Raw genomic sequence first — 17,030 nt, forward strand, 5'->3', positions numbered from 1 at the left:
GCCTCGCCGCCGCCCCGACCGCGTCGTCTGCGGCCCCGCGCCGCTTTGCGGGGCGAGCGCCGGTGCGCCGCCCGGGGGCGGACGAACCGCGCCTGCCGCGCGGCAGCAGGGCCGCGAGTGACCGAATTTGCTCGTACATGTCCCGAGGGACATGCCGGCTTCGGCCGGGACGACTCGGCGCCCCTCAGCCCGGCGGCATGAAGCCGTCGCAGGCCTCGGCGATGCCCGCGATCGCCTCGTGGAAGAACATCTGATAGTTCGCGGCGCAGATCTGGCCGACGCTGCCGTAGGTGAACATCTCGGTGAATTCGGTCAAGCGCTCGCCGATCTCCGCCGCGTCCATGCAGGCCGGGTTCTTCGGGCCGATCAGCGACAGCACCACGATGTTGCTCTCGACCCCGCCCTTGAGCGCCGTGAGCGCATTGAACCATTGCGGCGGGTCGCCGGCCGAGCCCTCTTCTTCCTCGTCGGTGATGATCACCAGCACCAGCAGCGCGTCCTCGCGCACGAACTGCTCGTTACACCCGCCGGGGGCCGCCAGATCGGGGCCCAGGGCCGCCAGCGCCGCGTCGATCGGCATCTCGTCGCCGCTGCCGTCGATCCCGACCTGGGCCGCGCAGGTGAAGCTCGTCGGCAGGTCGTCGGCCTCCGTCATGAAGCGGTGGCCGCTCACGAACGGCCCGCACACCGCGTCGCTGGCGCCCTCGGCCCCGGTCGTCTGGGTCACTAGGGCGCCGAGCGTGTCGGCGCAGGCCGGCTCGTTGTGCTCGTAATCGTCGGTCGAGACCACGCCGATGTGCAGGCTCTCGGCGTCCGCGAGCTCCTGCTGGATCTCGCTGACGAACGTGGGGAAGCTGGCCACCAGGTTGACCTGCTCCTGCTTCATGCTGCTCGAATTGTCGACCACGAACAGCAGGTCGATCTTGACGCACGGCTTGGCCTCCTGCGCCCCCGGGTCGACCGGGTCCGGCGAATCGCCGAGGTCGAACTTCGGCCCCGAATCGGACGGCGCCTCGCCCCCGGGCGGCGCCTCCTCGGTCGCGCCGGTGTCCCCGCCGGCGCCCGTGCTCGTGCCGTCCGAGGTCGTGGGCGCCGCGTCGGGCCCCTCCCCGGTCGTCGTCGACGACGACGCCTCCGGTGAGGTCCCTGGCGACACCGTGGTCACCGCTCCGAGCGAGGCGCCCACCGACGCCGAATCTCGCCCCCCGTCGTCGCCGCAGCCTGCGCCGAAAAGACCCACGCACACCGGGACCGCCAGAGCCGCACGACGGATGAATTGCCGATTGCCGAGATTCATCAGACCCACCTCCAATCTCCACAATCCGCTCTGCCCACGCCGGCGGTCAACGCCGCGGTCTCGACGCCGACGCATGACCGCGCCTCACGCCGAATGGTCGCATGCCTCGAGAGACATGTTCATTTCGCCATGTCCCACATCGAAGCCACGCGACGGCGCCGGCCCAGCGGCCCGTCCGCCGCGGCGGCCCGCGCGCCGCGCTTCGCAGTCTTCGCATGCAGGGCCAGTTTCTGGGCACAAAACCAGCGCAAACTCACTTTGAATCCAGATCCCTCCGGCGCTCGTGAAGCCGACTGCGCAACTTTCGCCGCTCGCTGACCTGCTTCCGCGCGTTTATCGCGCGGCCGAGTCCGGCGATGCCCGAGGAGTTCGGGCAAGCGCGGTCGCGAGCGGGCGGCCCGCCTTCAGCGCGCCGCGCGCGACGCATCGACGCTCCCTCCGCGCCCGGCAATCGTCGTGGCAGTTCGATCAGCGCCGGACATCCCTCGCTCGCGGCCTGCCCCCGCCGCAATGCTCTCGACGCCAGAACGACCATCATCTATTCGTTGCCGATGGAACAGGTCGGGCGCTCGCATTTGCCAGCGGCAGATTGGTCTTCGGCTGCTTGCATCCGGCCCGACTTCGATCGAGCAGAACAGCTCGCCCCGTACGGCTGCCGCCGAGCCGTCTTCCTCGCGCCCTGGGCATCGCGCACCGGAAGCGGCTTCGTCCCCGCGGCCTCGCTCGCCGCCTCGTCCACGCGAGCCCCCGAAGAGGTCGCGTCTCCCCACGGGCGAAACCGCCCGGCCCCCATGGACGCCCACGCACCCGCGCCCGGGGCGGGCCGTGTCTGCGATCACCGCTGGGCGTCTCCCCGATCATTCGGCCCTCGCGCTCGCACGGCCAAGATCGCTTGACGGGCCGCGGCGGCCTCCGTCAGGCTGCTCGCATGCCCGCTCGACACGGATCGTCTTGCAAGCCGCTGCAGGTCCTCGCCCGCCTGGCCGCCGTCGCATTGGTGGCAGCGCCCGCAGCCGCCGCCCACGCCGCGGTGTGTTATCAGCTCCCGTTCCCCAACCCCAACCTCGCCGACGGCTGGGGCAGCACCTGCTGCGGCCGCACCAGTCCGCACCGCGGCGTCGACTTTCCGCAGGCCTCCGGCACCCCGATCCCCGCGGTCGCCGACGGCGTCGTCGCCCTCAATCAATGGTCCGGGTGCCTCGGCAACGTCGTCGTCGTCCAGCACGCCGACGGCATGTTCTCCGGCTACAGCCACATGGTCGCCGCCTCGCCGCTGGGCGTCGGCACCCCGGTCACGAAGGGCCAGCAGGTCGGCCAGGTCGGCAACACCGGCAGTTGCTCGCAGGGCGCGCATCTTCACCTCACCATGGCGCCCGCCGTCAACGGCGTGTTTCAGGGCACCACCGTCGACCCGTACGCCTACATCATCGAGCGGCTCGAGTGCAACCTCGCCCCGATCGGCTACCTCGACGAGACGGGCTGCGAGCACATCGTCGGCTGGTCGCAGGACCCGACCGCGCCCGACTCGGTCATCCCCACCCACCTCTACTTCGACGGCCCCGCGGGCGACCCCAACGCCGTCGGCGTCGCCATCGACGCCGACGTCCACCGCGACGACCTGTGCATGGCGATCGGCTCGTGCCAGCACGGCTTCCGCATGCCCACCCCGCTGAGCGTGCAGGACGGCCAGCCGCACGCCGTCCACGCCTACGGCATCGACACCCAGGGCGGCAACAACCCCGAGCTCGGCTCGAGCCCGCGGACCCTCCAGTGCCCGCCGCCGCGGCTCACCGGCGTGCGGCGGCGCGTGGCCAGCGTCGACGTCCTCGGCGCCTGGCAGTTCTCGACCTTCGCCGACATGGTCACGCTGAGCGACGCCCAGGTCGACGTGTTCGAGCTCGGCATCGACATCCCGGCCGCGCCGACCCTGGTGCGCGCCGACGACGGCAGCCCCGAGGTCTGGCTGCTCGACGGCGCCGACCTGCAGCGGCGGCGCCACGTCCCCGACCTCGCGGTCGCCGAGGCCTGGCACCTGCAGCTCGACACCGCCGCCGTGTGGCCGGCCGCCGAGCTGCTCGCGCTGCAGGAGGCCCCGCCGCTGCGCCCGCGTCCCACCCTCGTCAAGGGCGACGGCGACGCGATCTGGCTGCTCGACGTCGACCTCGATCCGGCCCCGGCCGGCACCGCCGGCGAAAGTGACAGCGCCGGCGAGCCGACCACCAGCCACACCGACGGCGACACGGGCCCGGGCCCCGGCACCGACTCGAGCAGCAGCGGCCCGGAGGGCCCCGCCAGCGCCGGTCTGCCGCCCGGCTTCGGCAGCGACGAGGGCTGCGGCTGCGCCAGCAATTCATCGGGCTCGACCGCCTGGCTCGGCGCCCTCGTGCTCCTGATGGGCACCCGCCGTCGCCGCGCCCGGTGACTCGCCGGGGCCGGGGCCACGCCGCGTGAAGCCGCTCGGCCCCGGGAACGCAACGGGCCACACGGGCCCCAATTCCGCCGAATCCTGTCCGAAAAGACCCGCCGGTTTCGACCGCTCTCGGGAGAGTTTCAGCGACCCGCCCGCGCCGGCAGGCGCCCGGTCAAGAGCTTGTCTTCGCCTTCGAGCAGCTCCATCGTAAAGAAGACGATGCCCGAGAGATCCTCACCGAGGATGTGGATATCGACGAAGTTCGGGTGCTGCAGCTGCGCAATCATCTGTGCCTCTCGAAGGAAGCGCTCGACAAACGATCGATCACGCGCCAATTCCGGGCTCAGCACCTTGAGCGCATGACGTTGTCCCAGCAGCGTATCCTTGGCAACGTACACGCTGCCCATCCCGCCGTGGCCGAGCACGTCATCGAGTCGGTAACATCCCCCAGCACGGTCCCAGGCAAGGGATCCTGGCGACCCTGGGGCTGCACCTTCGAGCCTTCCTACACCTTCTCGCCGACTTTCGCCAGCGGAGGTCGCGGCGCGAAACAGAACCCGTGACCGAATGCGCGTAGTTACGTCCTCTGCCGCCTATCCCATGTGCAGCAGCAGCAGAAGTTGCCGCTCGAGTCATGGGAGCGCGCAGAAGGTGGTCTGCATACATCTTCAGTTCGGCCCCGTCGTGCCCATTTAAAAACGCGTTCCCAACCCCCTCCGCGTTCACTGCCGCGCATCCAACGGCGCCACCTGGCGCATCACCCACGTGAATGTCCGCGCAGGGCTGACGGCGCTGGTCTCCCGCGCTTCTGCCTGCGAAGGGCACTTTTGAGCCCCATCGGTCGAGAGGCGACAAGACCGACGATCCAACGACCAGGAGTGGACGGTCGCGACAGCCTATTCGGCAAGCAGCGCCTGGAAACGAGATTCGTCGAGGCCGCGGTGGGAAACGAAGTCGATGAAGAAAAAACAGGGAGCGCGTGAGCCGATGGCTCGAGCGAGCTGCTCTTTGCCCGCCTCTGCAGGGACGAAGCCTCGTTCCACGGCGTGGCTCTGGCGATGCGACCGACCCGCTGAGGCGAGCGCACGCGTGCCTGAATGCCAGACGACCCGGAGCTTCCGCGCAGCCGAGGCAGCGATGCCTGTGCTGCGAGCCGCTCCGTCGAGACGAGCGCGACCCATGCTGTGATGCTTCAGGTACCTGATTCAGACATGCTGATAAGGACAGGTTCGTAACGTCATCTCCATCGGGAGCCATCTGACCCGGCCACCCGTCCGGTTTTGAATTTGAAAGCCAAAGTTGATCCTACCTCACGCCCTCAGGCCCGCATGGGGCATCCGCGGCGTGTTGACCCAAGTTTTTGAAAACTGTTATCAGCAAACGGCGACGCGAGACCGCGCACGCGTCGCGCCCGAGGCACCTCATGATCGCTCGTCGTTCGACCTCCATCCTCCTCACCGCTGTCCTCTCGCACGCCGCCTGCGGCGACGACGGGGCCACCAGCGCGAGCGACACCGCCGACACCACCACCACCACCGGCAGCACCGGCACCACCACCGACGACGACCCGACCGCGGCGCCGACGACCACGACGACGACCGGCACCGGCCTCACCGAGGGCGAGACCGGCACCACCGAGCCGGTCACCTCGACCACCGTCGACGTCACCACCGGCACCACCAGCAGCACCACCACGCTCGACACCACCGGCGACACCACGAGCACCACCCCTGGCGACACCACCACCGGCGACACCACGACGAGCACCACCACGACCACCGGCGCCGTCGACGACACCGCGCCTGTCGTCGTCCTCGCGCGGCCCTTCGACAACGTCCACCTCGCCAGCCGGCGGCTCGTCGTCACCGGCGAGGCCACCGACGACGTCGAGGTCGTCGCCGTCGACCTCGTGGTCAACGGCGAGGCTCCGGTCGCCCTGCCCGTCGTCCCCGGACCTGTCCTCGAGTTCAGCGCCGACCTCCGCCTGCGGCGCGGCTGGAACACCGTCGAGCTGATCGCCCGCGACGCCGCCGACAACAGCGGCAGCAGCGTGCGGCACGTCCACGTCGGCGTGCCCGTCGCGGCAGGCGGCGCCCACTCGCTCGCGCTCACCGGCGGCGCGGCCTGGGGCTTCGGCCGCAACAACGAGGGCCAGCTCGGCGTCGGCGACCTCGTCGATCGGCTCGAGCCCGCGGCGATGCTGGACCTCGACGACGCCGTCTCGCTGTCGGCCAACCTCAACCACTCGCTGGCCGTCACCGAGAGCGGCGCGGTCAAGGTCTGGGGCCGCAACGACGAGGGCCAGCTCGGCCAGCCGCCCGGCGCCGACGTCTCGACCCCGGTGGCCCTCGACCTGCCCGAGGTCGTGCTCGTCGCCGCCGGCCAGCGCCACAGCCTCGCGCTCACCGAGGACGGCCAGGTGTGGTCGTTCGGCCTGAACAACGCCGGCCAGCTCGGCCGCGACGGCGACTCGCTGCCCGCGGTCGTACCTGGCCTCGAGGACATCGTCGCCGTCGCCGCCGGCGGCACCTACTCGCTCGCCGTCGACGGCAGCGGCGCGGTGTGGGCGTGGGGCAACAACGCCGACGGCCAGCTCGGCGACGGCATGACCCTCGACTCACCTGTCCCGAAGGCCATCTCGATGGTCGACGCCGCGGCGGTCGCCGCCGGCAAGGCGCACACCCTCGCCGTCGCCCCGCTGGGCGGCCTGGCCGCCTGCGGCCTCAACGTCTCCGGTCAGCTCGGCGACGGCTTGAACGCCGACAACGAATTGCTGCCGGTCGCCGTGCCGGAGTTCGCCGACGTCCTGACCGCCGCCGCCTCCGGCAACCTCTCGCTCGCGCTCGCCGGCGACGCCGCGCTGTGGGCCTGGGGGCAGAACTTCTCCGGCCAGCTCGGCCTCGGCGACGACGCCGACCGCCCCGCGCCGACCCTGGTCCCCGGCCTGCCCCCCGTGCGGGCGATCGCCGCCGGCTTCGCGCACACCGTGATCCTCGACGAGAACGGCGGCGTCTGGGCCTGGGGCCTCAACTCGTTCGGCCAGCTCGGCAAGGGCGACTCCGGCAACGCCACCAACAGCGCGGTGCCCCTTCTGGTCAGTCTGCCCTGATTCGTCCGTGAAGGGAGAACACATGTTCGTTAGGACATCTCCTCAATCCCCCTCCGCTCGCCCCGTCGCGGCCGCTCGTCTCGACCTCCGTCAGCACGGGCTCGACGACGGAGCAGGACATCGCGCGCAGCACCGTCACTGTACCAGCGGCGGCGTGACCGTCTTGGTGTCCGTCAACGTCTTGAGGCCTACATCGCGGTCGAGGAAGGCGAATCCCTCGTGCTCTACGAGCCCGCGAGCGGCGACCCGAACCTCCTGTCGCACGGACGGTGCCGTCGCCGAGGCCGCGCATCGGGAGGAAGCAGTCGACGGCAGATGCACGGAGCGGTCCTCCCACTGACTCCACCCGATCACAACCCCGGCGCCGACGCCCTCGGCATCTGCCTGGGCTGATCGCCGAGGCTGTCCAATCGGACATGCCCCGAGCGTCAGCCGCGCGGCACGCATGAGCCCACGCGTCCGCACCCGACGCTCGCGCTCGTGATGCGTCCCGAACGTACGCGCGCACTGGCCTCATCCGGTCGCGTGCGCTACCGTGACGGTCGCATGCGACCTTCAGGCCTCCGGGTCCTCATCGGCGTCCTGCCGTGCGTGTCGCCATGCCTTGTGGGCGCCTGTATCCCCGTCGAGCCCGAATGGGTCGTCACCGACGCCCGCTTCCGCGGCGTCAAGGTCGAGGTCGTCGAGCCCGGCGGCTATGCGTCGCTGCTCAACGTCCCCGCGGGCAAGCGCCGCGCGACCCTGCTGCCGCTCGACACCGTCGAGTTCACTTGGCACGTCACCGCCCCGGAGGGCGAGCTGCCGCCGCCGATCTGGCTCGTCTGCGACAACAATTGCATCGACTCCGCCGTCAACAACGCCATCGTCCAGCTCGACTTCGTGGCGCTGAAAGACTGCCCCGTGCCGCTCCCGCTCTCGCCCCCCGAGACCTGTCGTCTCGGCGAGGGCTGGCAGCTCCGCGCCGGGCTCGCGGGGGCCTTCTCGGCCGGCGGCGACATCCCGTACCTCCTCCCGCTCATCGTCATCGGCAGCCGGCAGCCGGACCTCGCGCCCGCGTCCTGCCTCGAACGCCTGAGCACGCGACCGGTCCCGCCGTCCGAATCCTGCCTGTTCAGCAGGACGCACGTGTACTTCGCCCGAGCTGGGCCGCCCTCCCGTTCGGCGACGCGCCCGCGCTCCCGCGGGAGATCCGCGAGCAGGAGGTCGACACCAACCCCGAGATCACCGCGTTCGCCGTCACCCGCGAGCGCGGCGGCACGCGCATCGAGCTCGTCGCCGACGTCGGCGCCGAGGTCCCGGTACGTCGCGGCGAACGAATCACCGTCGAGCCGATCTTCGCCGCCGGCTCCGCGCAATCGTATTACATCATGGTCAACGGCGAGGAGGGCAAACCCTGGTCGGGCGAGCCGTCGCTGCGCAAGGAGTCGCTCCAGTGGCGCGGCTGGTTCAGCGCCCCGATCGACGGTTACGAGGGGGAGGTCGCCCCCTGGCACGCCGATTTGCAATGGACCGTCCCGCACGACGTCGTGCCGACCACGCTTTACGTCGACGTCAGGGACGGACGTGGCGGATTCGACTTCGCCGAGCTGCGCTTCGTCGCCGACGGCTCCGACCGATGATCCTCGGCCTCCTCGCCCACCTCGCCGTCACCGCCCCGCTCGCGGCGCCCGCAGCCGTGGAGCGCCCCGGCCGCGCCGTCGCGCAGGGTCAGCTCCGCAGCGCCGGCGAGCGCACCCCCGTCGCTGGCGCGCGCGTCATCGCCACCGCGCGCCGCGGCCTCCAGTGGCAGCGCTCGGCCGTCTCCGGGCCCGACGGGCGGTTCGCCCTCGAGGACCTCCCCAGCCAGGACTTCAACCTCGTCATCGTCGCCGCCGGTCACCATCGACTCGAGCAACCGACCCCCGCGAGCTTCTGGCGCCGCCGCAAGCCGCCGGTGATCTACCTGCAACCCGTCGGCAACGGCGACTATCGCACGATCGTCCAGCAGGAGCGCGTCACCCGCCCGAGCGCGACCAGCACCCGGCTCTCGCCCGAGGAGATCGGCAACCTCCCCGGCAGCCAGGGCGACCCATTGCGCGCCCTACAAAATTTGCCCGGCGTCGCCCGTGTCCCGGGCGGCCTCGGTCTGCTCATTCTCCGCGGCGCCGCCCCCAATCAGTCGCAGGTGTTCTTCGGCGAGCACCCGCTGCCGCGCGCCTTCCACATCCCCGGCCTCGCCAGCGTCGTCCAGCCTGGCGTCCTGCAGAACCTCGAGTACGTGCCCGGCAACTTCTCCGCCCACTACGGCAACGCCGTCGGCGGCCTCGTGCACCTCACCCCGCGCGTCGGCCGGCGCGACGGCGTGCACGGCCACGCCAAGCTCGACATCACCTCGGTCGGCGCCCTGGTCGAGGGCCCGTTCGGCAAGGGCGGCTCGGTGCTGTTGGCCGCCCAGCGCGGCTACCTCGACCTGGCCCTCAAGGCCCTGCCCGACGACGTCGTCGCCGACGATTTCCTCGCCCCGCGCTACCACGATTATCAACTCATCATCGACCACCCGGCCGGCCGGGGCGCCACCATCACCGCCCGCCTGCTCGGCGCCCATGACACCTTCAATATCCCGGGCTTACAGGGCGGGTTCTTCCTGTCGATGCAGAACGGCTTCCACCGCGTCGACCTCGCCTATCGCAAGCGCCTCGGCCGCTGGGACTTCCTGCTCGCGCCGGCCGTGCGTTTCGATCGCACCATCCTCCAGAGCGGCTCGTATCACCGCCGCCGCGGCGACGTCGTCGGCCTCCTGCGCGCCGAGGCCAGCGTGCGCCCGGTGAAGCCGCTCCACATCACCCTCGGCCTCGACACCCAGGTCGATCGCTACACCACGCGCCTCCGCTATTTCCCGTACATGGAGCCGCCGGTGGACGACTCCGGCCGCGGCCTCTTGACCACCACCGGTTTGTACCTGTCCTCGCAGCTCGACGTCGGCCGCTTTGCGATCATCGCCGGCGCGCGCCTCAACGCCTTCACCGGCGCCGAGAACCACGCGCTCGCGTTCGACCCGCGCGTGCTGCTGCGCTACACGCCGCACCCGCGCGTGCGGATCCAGCTGGCCACCGGCCTCTACTCGCAGCCGAGCCTGAACCGCTCCCTGGTGTCCGCCGGCCTGGTGTCGAGCTGGGAGGGCTCCCCGACCAACACCGTTTTCTACCCGCAGCTCATCCTCCCCGGGGCGACGCGGTTCCTCGATCCGCAGCTCGAGTTCGAGCCCACCGGCCGCCTCGGCGCCATGCGAGCCACCCAGTACAGCGCCAACCTCCACCTCGACCTCACCGATTCGCTCGACCTCGAGGCTACCCTCTTTTATCGTCGGATCCGCGACAACATCCCGCCCCTTTCACGCGACCCTGTCCCCGCCCCCTTCGATCCTTCGGTGTCCGGGCCTCAGGTGCTCGCCAGCGGCTCGGTCACCCACGGCGTCGAGGTCATGCTGCGCCACGACCTCACCGCACGGCTCTACGGCTGGCTCGCGTACACGTGGATGCATTCGACCGCCAGCGCCACCTTCGCCACTCGGGTCGTCCGCACGCCCGCCGACTTCGACCAGCGGCACAACCTCGTCATGCTGGTCGGCTACAAGCTCCCGCGCCGCTGGTCAATCGCGGCTCGCTTCCGCCTCGTCACCGGGCTGCCCTACACGCCCTTCACCGGCGGCGTGGAGGGAGCGGACGGCTTCGTGGCGCCGCTCACGGGCGCGACCAACAGCGACCGCATGCCGGTGTTCCACCAGCTCGACCTGCGCGTCGATCGCACGTGGATCTTGCACCGCTGCATCGTCGCCGCCTACCTCGACGTGATGAACGTGTACAACCGCCAGAACGCCGAGGGCGTGCTCTACACGAGCACCTACGCCAGCACTCGTGCGGTCGTCGGCCTCCCGATCTTGCCGGTGCTCGGCCTGAAGATCAGCTTCTGACCGCTCGCGCTCGCATGGATCTGCTTCACCCGCGAGCGAGACCGCGGGAACTGGTGGGTGTGTCGCCTTTCGCCCCAAGTCCGCGGCGCCCGACGAGGCGCGGCGTGCGGCCCGGTTGCTCCTAGCGCGCGGGCCGGCGTCGCGCTCGACGGCCGGTCGCCTGCGGGTCCGCCGGACGCACCGGCTCGGCCTCTGTCGGCAGTTCCGCCCGCAATCCTGCGGTGATCAGCCGCAGCCCGTAGTCGAAGCGCGCCTCGAGGTCGCCGTCGATCAGGTGCGAGAACGCGGCAGCGAGCTGAGGGAAGCGCGTCGGGTCGAGCGCCGCCCGCAGCCGCTGCGGCCCGGCGCCCGTCGTCGTCCGCAGCGCCTGCTCCTCGAGGGTGAAGCCGATCACGTAGTACGTGATCGTCCAGGCGCCCCAGGCGACCGCCCGCAGCGGCAAGCCCGCCTCGCGTAGCGCTCCGAGCAGCCGCTCGGAGACCCGCAGCGTGTTCGGCTGCGCGACGTAGGTGCCCCCGAACACCCGCGCCCCGTCGCGGCGGGCCAGCAACGCCGCCCGCAGCTTGCCCGCGAGCTCGATCGCCTGGGCGAGCCCTGGAGCGGCTTCGGGCGGGCTCGCGCCGCAGTCGGCCAGCATCGCCTCCGCCATCGCCTCGAGCAGCTCCTGCTTGTTCTTGACGTGCCAGTAGAGCGTCGCCGCCTTCACGTTCAGCTTCTCGGCGAGCCGCCGCATCGTCAGGCCGTCGAGCCCGACCTCGTCCAGCAGCCGCAGGGCCGCCTCCACTACCTGCTCGCGTCGCAGCATGCGCTTGACTTTCTAACACTGTTAGAGAACTCTAACAGTGTTCGAGTTTTGACTCGACGAGGAGGTCCTCATGAGCATGGAGATCGAGGTCGCCGTCGTGGGCGCGGGCCCGGTGGGCCTGATGCTGGCGGCGGAACTGGCGCTGGCGGGCGTGCGGGTGCGCGTATTCGAGCGGCGGGCGCGACGGACGGAGCAGTCGCGCGCGCTCACCCTTCACCCGCGGAGCCTCGAGCTCCTCGACCAGCGGGGGATCGTCGACCGATTCGTGCGCCGAGGGGCCCCGATCCCCAGCGCCCACTTCGCCGTGCTCGACACGCGGCTCGACTTCTCGCGCCTGCCGACCCCGCACCCCTACACGCTCTTTCTCCCGCAAGTGCACACCGAGGAGCTGCTCGAGGCGCGGGCGCGCGAGCTCGGCGTCGAGATCGCCCGCGAGCACGCGCTCGTCGACCTCGCGCAGACCGACGACGCCGTCGCCTTGCGCGTCCAGGGGCCCGGCGGCGAGCTCGAGGTGCGGGCGCGTTACGCCGTCGGCTGCGACGGGGCCGGCAGCGCCGTGCGGCGGGCGGTCGGCGTCGACTTCCCCGGCAGCGCGACCACCCGCACGGCGATCCTCGGCGACGTCGTCCTGGCCGATCCACCCGCGCGCCCGGTCTCGCGGACGAACGCGCACGGCCTCCTGCTGCTGGTCCCCCTCGGCGACGGCGCGCATCGGATCGTCGTGATCGATCCGACGCGGGCGCAGGTCCCCCTCGCGGAGCCGGTCACGCTCGACGAGCTGCGCGGCTCGGTGACGCGGATCTTCGGCGCCGACCTCGGGATGCACGCCCCGCGCTGGCTGTCGCGCTTCGGCGACGCGACCCGGCTCGCCGAGCGCTATCGCGTCGGCCGGGTGTTCCTCGCCGGCGACGCGGCGCACATGCACTTCCCCGCAGGCGGCCAGGGGCTCAACGTCGGCCTGCAGGACGCGACCAACCTCGGCTGGAAGCTCGCGGCCGCGGTCCGCGGCTGGGCGCCGCCCTGGCTGCTCGACAGCTACCACGACGAGCGCCGCCCGGTCGGCGAGGCGCTCGCGCGGAACACCACCGCGCAGGGCAAGCTCATGGACGTCTCGCCCGAGGGCCTGGCCCTGCGCGAGCTGTTCGACGAGCTCCTCGCCTTTCCGGCGGTCCAGCGCAAGCTCGCGGGCCTGATCAGCGCGATCGACGTGGCCTATCCCGACGCAGCCGGGACGCACCCGCTGGTCGGCCGACGCGTGCCCGACCTCGACCTGGCCACCGAGCGCGGCCCGCAGCGCCTCTACCCCTCGCTGCACGCAGGCCGCTTCGTTCTGCTCGGTCGCGCCGGCGACCTCGAGCTGCGCGAAGCCTGGGCGCCGTGGCGCGATCGGGTCGAGCTCGTCGCCGCGACCTTCGCTGCGGATCCGGACGAGCTCGAGGGGGTCACGCGGCTCTTGCTCCGCCCGGACGGTCACGTCGCGTGGGCCGGGGACGACGCGTCGTCCCTGGGCGCCGTCCTGCCGCGCTGGTGCGGGCCGGCCGCGACCCGCGGTCCTCTCCCGCCCAGCTTCGAGTGAGACGGGGCGGCGGCCCTTCGACGTCGCCGGCGTGCGGTCCTGGTCGGACTCGTCGTCGTCGAGGTACGCCTGCGGCCACGTCGGCAGCTCGAGCCGGCCGGTCTGTTCGCTGCGGGCGAGATCGATGCAGTGCTTCTGCAGACGGCGACGGGGTCCTCAAGTCGCCTGCCGTTTGCACATGACAGCTTGAGCGGCAGCCGAGCTCGGTTGCCATCTCGGGCGGCCGCGTTCCGTTCTATTTGTCGCCCGTGCCTCCGTCGCGCGCCCGGAGCGACGGCGGAAATTGCGCGCAGAAGGCCCATACCGCTCGCATCGAGGCGGCGATCTCGAGGGCGTGGTCAAAATAATCATTGTCCGGTGAGTCTCCGCAAGGATTGTGATTCCGGGGCGTACCTCGGCTCCGTGCGTTGATTGACGCGGGTCCTTCTCAGTCGGACTTCGGTGAGGTATCGAAGATCGATGGTCCCCGATTCGGATACCTCCGCCGGCCGCTCGGGCAGGTCGCACGTGCTCGCCGGCGGCGGCGAGATGGGCGCGCGCATGCGGGAGATCGACTGGGCGTCGACGCCGCTCGGCCCGGTCGACGCCTGGCCGCAGAGCCTCAAGACCTGCGTACGCATCATTCTGACCTCGCTCCAGCCGATGTTCGTGTGGTGGGGCGACGAGCTGATCAACCTGTACAACGACGCCTACAAATCGATCGTCGGCGGCAAGCACCCGGAGGCGCTCGGACAGCCCGCCTCCGTGGTGTGGCGCGAGATCTGGGATCAGGTCGGGCCGCGCGCCGCGTCGGCAATGCGCCTCAACGAGGGCACCTACGACGAGGCGCTGCTGCTGATCATGGAGCGCTACGGCTACCAGGAGGAGACGTACTACACGTTTTCATACAGCCCGGTGCCGAACGACCAGGGCGGGACCGGCGGGATCATCTGCGCCAACACGGACGACACGCAGCGGATCATCGGCGAGCGCCAGCTCGCGCTGCTGCGCGAGCTCGCGGCCCGCACGGCCGACGCGCGCACGTGGGAGGAGGTGTGCGCCCGCGGGGCGGCGTCGCTGCAGACCAACCCGAAGGACCTGCCGTTCGCGCTGATCTACATCGCCGACGCCGACCGGCGCCGCGTGCAACTGGCGGGGACAGCCGGGCTCCCGCGCGGCCACGCCGGCGCGCCGGAGGTCGCGTCGACGCTCGAAGACTCCGTGTGGCCGTTCGCGGAGGCGCTCCGCGGGCACGAGCGCGTCATCGAGCTACCGCCTGTCCTTGGGGACATCCCGACCGGGGCCTGGCCGCGGCCGCCGACGCACGCGGTCGCGCTGCCGATCGCCCCGTCGGGCGACACGGGACGCGCCGGGGTCCTGATCGTCGGGCTCAACCCGTTCCGCAAGCTCGACGACAACTACCGCGGGTTCCTGCAGCTGGCCGCCGGGCAGCTCGCGGCCAGCATCGCCAACGCGCAGGCGTACGAGGAGGAGCGGCGGCGGGCCGAGGCCCTCGCCGAGCTCGATCGCGCCAAGACGATCTTCTTCAGCAACGTCAGCCACGAGTTCCGCACCCCGCTGACGCTGATGCTCGGCCCGCTCGAGGACGCGCTCTCGTCGGCGAAGCGCCGGCTCGAGGGCGCCGACCTCGACACCGCGTACCGCAACGCCGTCCGCCTGCTCAAGCTCGTCAACGTGCTGCTCGACTTCTCGCGCATCGAGGCCGGCCGGATCCAGGCGTCGTACGAGCCGACCGACCTGTCGGCGCTGACGACCGACCTGGCGAGCGCGTTCCGCTCGGCCATCGAGCGCGCCGGGCTCGTCTTTGCGGTCGACTGCCCGCCGCTCTCCGAGCCGATCCACGTCGACCACGACATGTGGGAGAAGATCGTGCTCAACCTGCTGTCGAACGCGCTCAAGTTCACGTTCGAGGGCACCATCGCGGTCGCGCTGCGCCTGTACGGCGACCAGGTCGAGCTGACCGTCCGGGACACCGGCACCGGCATCCCGGAGCACGAGCTGCCGCACCTGTTCCGGCGCTTTCATCGGGTCCAGGGCGCGCGCTCCCGGACCCACGAGGGCTCGGGGATCGGGCTCGCGCTGGTCCACGAGCTCGTGCGCCTGCACGGCGGGACGATCCACGTCACCAGCGAGGTCGGCGTCGGCACGACGTTCACGGTCGCGATCCCTCGCGGCCACGCGCACCTGCCCGCCGAACGGGTCAACGCCCGCCGCACCCAGGTATCGTCGGCGACCGGCGCGGCCCCGTACGTGCAGGAGGCGCTGCGCTGGCTCGCCGGCCCGCAGCAAGGCGACGACGACCTCGCCGCGGACGCGCTGGTGCCGGCGTCCGACCCGGCGCTCGACGCCGGACCGCCGGCGCGGATCCTGCTCGCCGACGACAACGCCGACATGCGCGACTACGTCGGCCGCGTGCTGCAGCAGCGGTGGGTCGTCGACGCCGTCCCCGACGGCGCCGTCGCGCTCGCGACGGCGCTGGAGCGCCCGCCCGACCTCGTCTTGACCGACGTCATGATGCCGAACCTCGACGGCTTCGGCCTGCTCCGCGCGCTGCGCGAGGACCCGCGCACGCGGCGGGTCCCGGTGCTGATGCTGTCGGCGCGCGCGGGCGAGGAGTCGCGCGTCGAGGGGCTCGAGGCCGGCGCCGACGACTACCTCGTCAAGCCGTTCTCCGCGCGCGAGCTGGTCGCCCGCGTCGCCACTCACCTGCAGATCGCCCGCCTGCGCGCGGCCGCGGAGCGCGAGCGGGAGAAGCTGTACGACCTGTTCATGCAGGCGCCCGTGCCGATCGCCGTGTTCGTCGGCCCGGAGCACCGCTACGAGGTCGCCAACCCGCCGTACTGCGAGATGCTCGGGCGCCCGGAGCTGGTCGGCAAGACCGTGCGCGAGGCGTTCCCGGAGATCGGCGAGCACGCCGTGATCGCGTCGCTCGACACCGTGCTGGCGACCGGCGAGCCCGTCCACGTGTTCGAGCTCAACGTCCCGATCATGCGCCACGGCGTCATCCGGGACGCCTACTTCAACTACGTCGCGCAGCCGATCCGCGACCCGAGCGACGCGGTCACCGGCGCCATGGTCGTCGCCTTCGAGGTCACCGAGCAGGTGCTCGCGCGTCAACGCGTCGAGCGGCTCTCCGAGGAGCTGGCGATCTCGAACAAGGAGCTCGACCAGTTCGCCTACGTCGCCTCCCACGACCTCAAGGCGCCGCTGCGGGGGATCGCCAGCCTGTCGCAGTGGATCGAGGAGGCGCTCGTCGACAAGCTCGACGAGGAGTCGCAGTCGTACATGCACCTGCTGCGCAGGCGCGTGATCCGCCTCGAGACGCTGATCGACGGGATCCTCCACTATTCGCGCGCCGGCCGCGTCCGCGTCGACGCGACCACCTTCGACACCGGCCAGCTGCTGGCCGAGGTGGTCGAGCTGCTGTCCCCGCCGCCCTCGGCGCGGATCACGATCGCCCCGGACATGCCGACGCTGACCGCCGAGCGCGTCCCGTTCCAGCAGGTGTTCCAGAACCTGATCAGCAACGCCCTCAAGCACGCGCACCGCGACGATGTCCGGATCACCGTCTCGTGCCGCGACGCGGGCCAGCTCTACGAGTTCTCGGTCCGCGACGATGGGCCGGGGATCGCGCCGGAATTCCACGAGAGGGTCTGGGGCCTGTTCCAGACGCTCGAGTCCCGCGACAAGGTCGAGGGCACGGGAATCGGACTGTCGGTCGTCAAAAAGATCGTCGAGAGCCGGGGTGGCAGCGTCGCCCTCGAGTCGCAACCCGGCGCAGGCGCGACGTTCTTCGTGCGCTGGCCCAAGCGCCCCGGCTGAGCGGACCTGGCGCGGCTTGCTTTCCTCGCCGGTCACGCCGAAGCTGGCTCTTCATCCTCCCG

The 17,030-nt window shown here is 71.2% G+C and carries 10 protein-coding genes; 6 read left to right on the top strand and 4 right to left on the bottom strand.

What is annotated here, in order from left to right; translation table 11 throughout:
• Window positions 1-184 precede the first annotated feature (184 nt).
• On the bottom strand, window positions 185-1,186 hold the full coding sequence (locus NAEX_RS07620; RefSeq protein WP_096326851.1) for a vWA domain-containing protein: 1,002 nt from the start codon (window positions 1,184-1,186) through the stop codon (window positions 185-187).
• Window positions 1,187-2,225: 1,039 nt separating this feature from the next.
• Between NAEX_RS07620 and NAEX_RS07625 the strand changes: the two genes are divergently transcribed.
• A complete protein-coding gene (locus tag NAEX_RS07625; RefSeq protein WP_096326852.1) occupies window positions 2,226-3,719 on the top strand; it encodes a M23 family metallopeptidase in 1,494 nt (497 codons plus the stop codon).
• A gap of 128 nt (window positions 3,720-3,847) precedes the next feature.
• Here NAEX_RS07625 and NAEX_RS07630 read toward each other — a convergent pair whose 3' ends face one another.
• Entirely contained in the window at window positions 3,848-4,276 is a 429-nt protein-coding gene (locus NAEX_RS07630; protein WP_338042613.1) for a protein kinase domain-containing protein, read from the bottom strand.
• 854 nt (window positions 4,277-5,130) lie between these two features.
• On the opposite strand from NAEX_RS07630, the gene NAEX_RS07635 reads away from it, so the two are divergent.
• Window positions 5,131-6,816, top strand: a complete 1,686-nt coding sequence (locus NAEX_RS07635) for an RCC1 domain-containing protein (RefSeq protein WP_096326854.1) — start codon at window positions 5,131-5,133, stop codon at window positions 6,814-6,816.
• Between the two features lie 555 nt (window positions 6,817-7,371).
• Here NAEX_RS07635 and NAEX_RS07640 read toward each other — a convergent pair.
• A complete protein-coding gene (locus tag NAEX_RS07640; protein ID WP_143140865.1) occupies window positions 7,372-7,941 on the bottom strand; it encodes a hypothetical protein in 570 nt (189 codons plus the stop codon).
• 242 nt (window positions 7,942-8,183) lie between these two features.
• Between NAEX_RS07640 and NAEX_RS47455 the strand changes: the two genes are divergently transcribed.
• On the top strand, window positions 8,184-8,435 hold the full coding sequence (locus NAEX_RS47455; protein WP_143140866.1) for a hypothetical protein: 252 nt from the start codon (window positions 8,184-8,186) through the stop codon (window positions 8,433-8,435).
• Window positions 8,432-10,765, top strand: coding sequence for a TonB-dependent receptor (locus NAEX_RS07645; RefSeq protein WP_170135538.1), 2,334 nt, complete (start codon window positions 8,432-8,434; stop codon window positions 10,763-10,765). The genes NAEX_RS47455 and NAEX_RS07645 overlap by 4 nt, the downstream gene beginning before the upstream one ends.
• A 121-nt stretch (window positions 10,766-10,886) precedes the next feature.
• Here the strand turns inward: NAEX_RS07645 and NAEX_RS07650 are convergent, their stop codons facing one another.
• Window positions 10,887-11,570, bottom strand: a complete 684-nt coding sequence (locus NAEX_RS07650; RefSeq protein WP_096326857.1) for a TetR/AcrR family transcriptional regulator C-terminal domain-containing protein — start codon at window positions 11,568-11,570, stop codon at window positions 10,887-10,889.
• Window positions 11,571-11,646: 76 nt separating this feature from the next.
• On the opposite strand from NAEX_RS07650, the gene NAEX_RS07655 reads away from it, so the two are divergent.
• Window positions 11,647-13,146 carry an FAD-dependent monooxygenase gene (locus tag NAEX_RS07655; RefSeq protein ID WP_420814163.1) on the top strand — a complete coding sequence of 500 codons (1,500 nt, stop codon included), beginning with the start codon at window positions 11,647-11,649 and terminating at the stop codon, window positions 13,144-13,146.
• A 459-nt stretch (window positions 13,147-13,605) separates the two neighbouring features.
• Window positions 13,606-16,968 (top strand): ATP-binding protein, encoded by a 3,363-nt coding sequence (locus tag NAEX_RS07660; protein ID WP_096326859.1) that lies wholly within the window; start codon window positions 13,606-13,608, stop codon window positions 16,966-16,968.
• Window positions 16,969-17,030: the final 62 nt, after the last annotated feature.

The sequence above is a fragment of the Nannocystis exedens genome (genome assembly GCF_002343915.1).
Lineage (GTDB): Bacteria > Myxococcota_A > Polyangia > Nannocystales > Nannocystaceae > Nannocystis > Nannocystis exedens.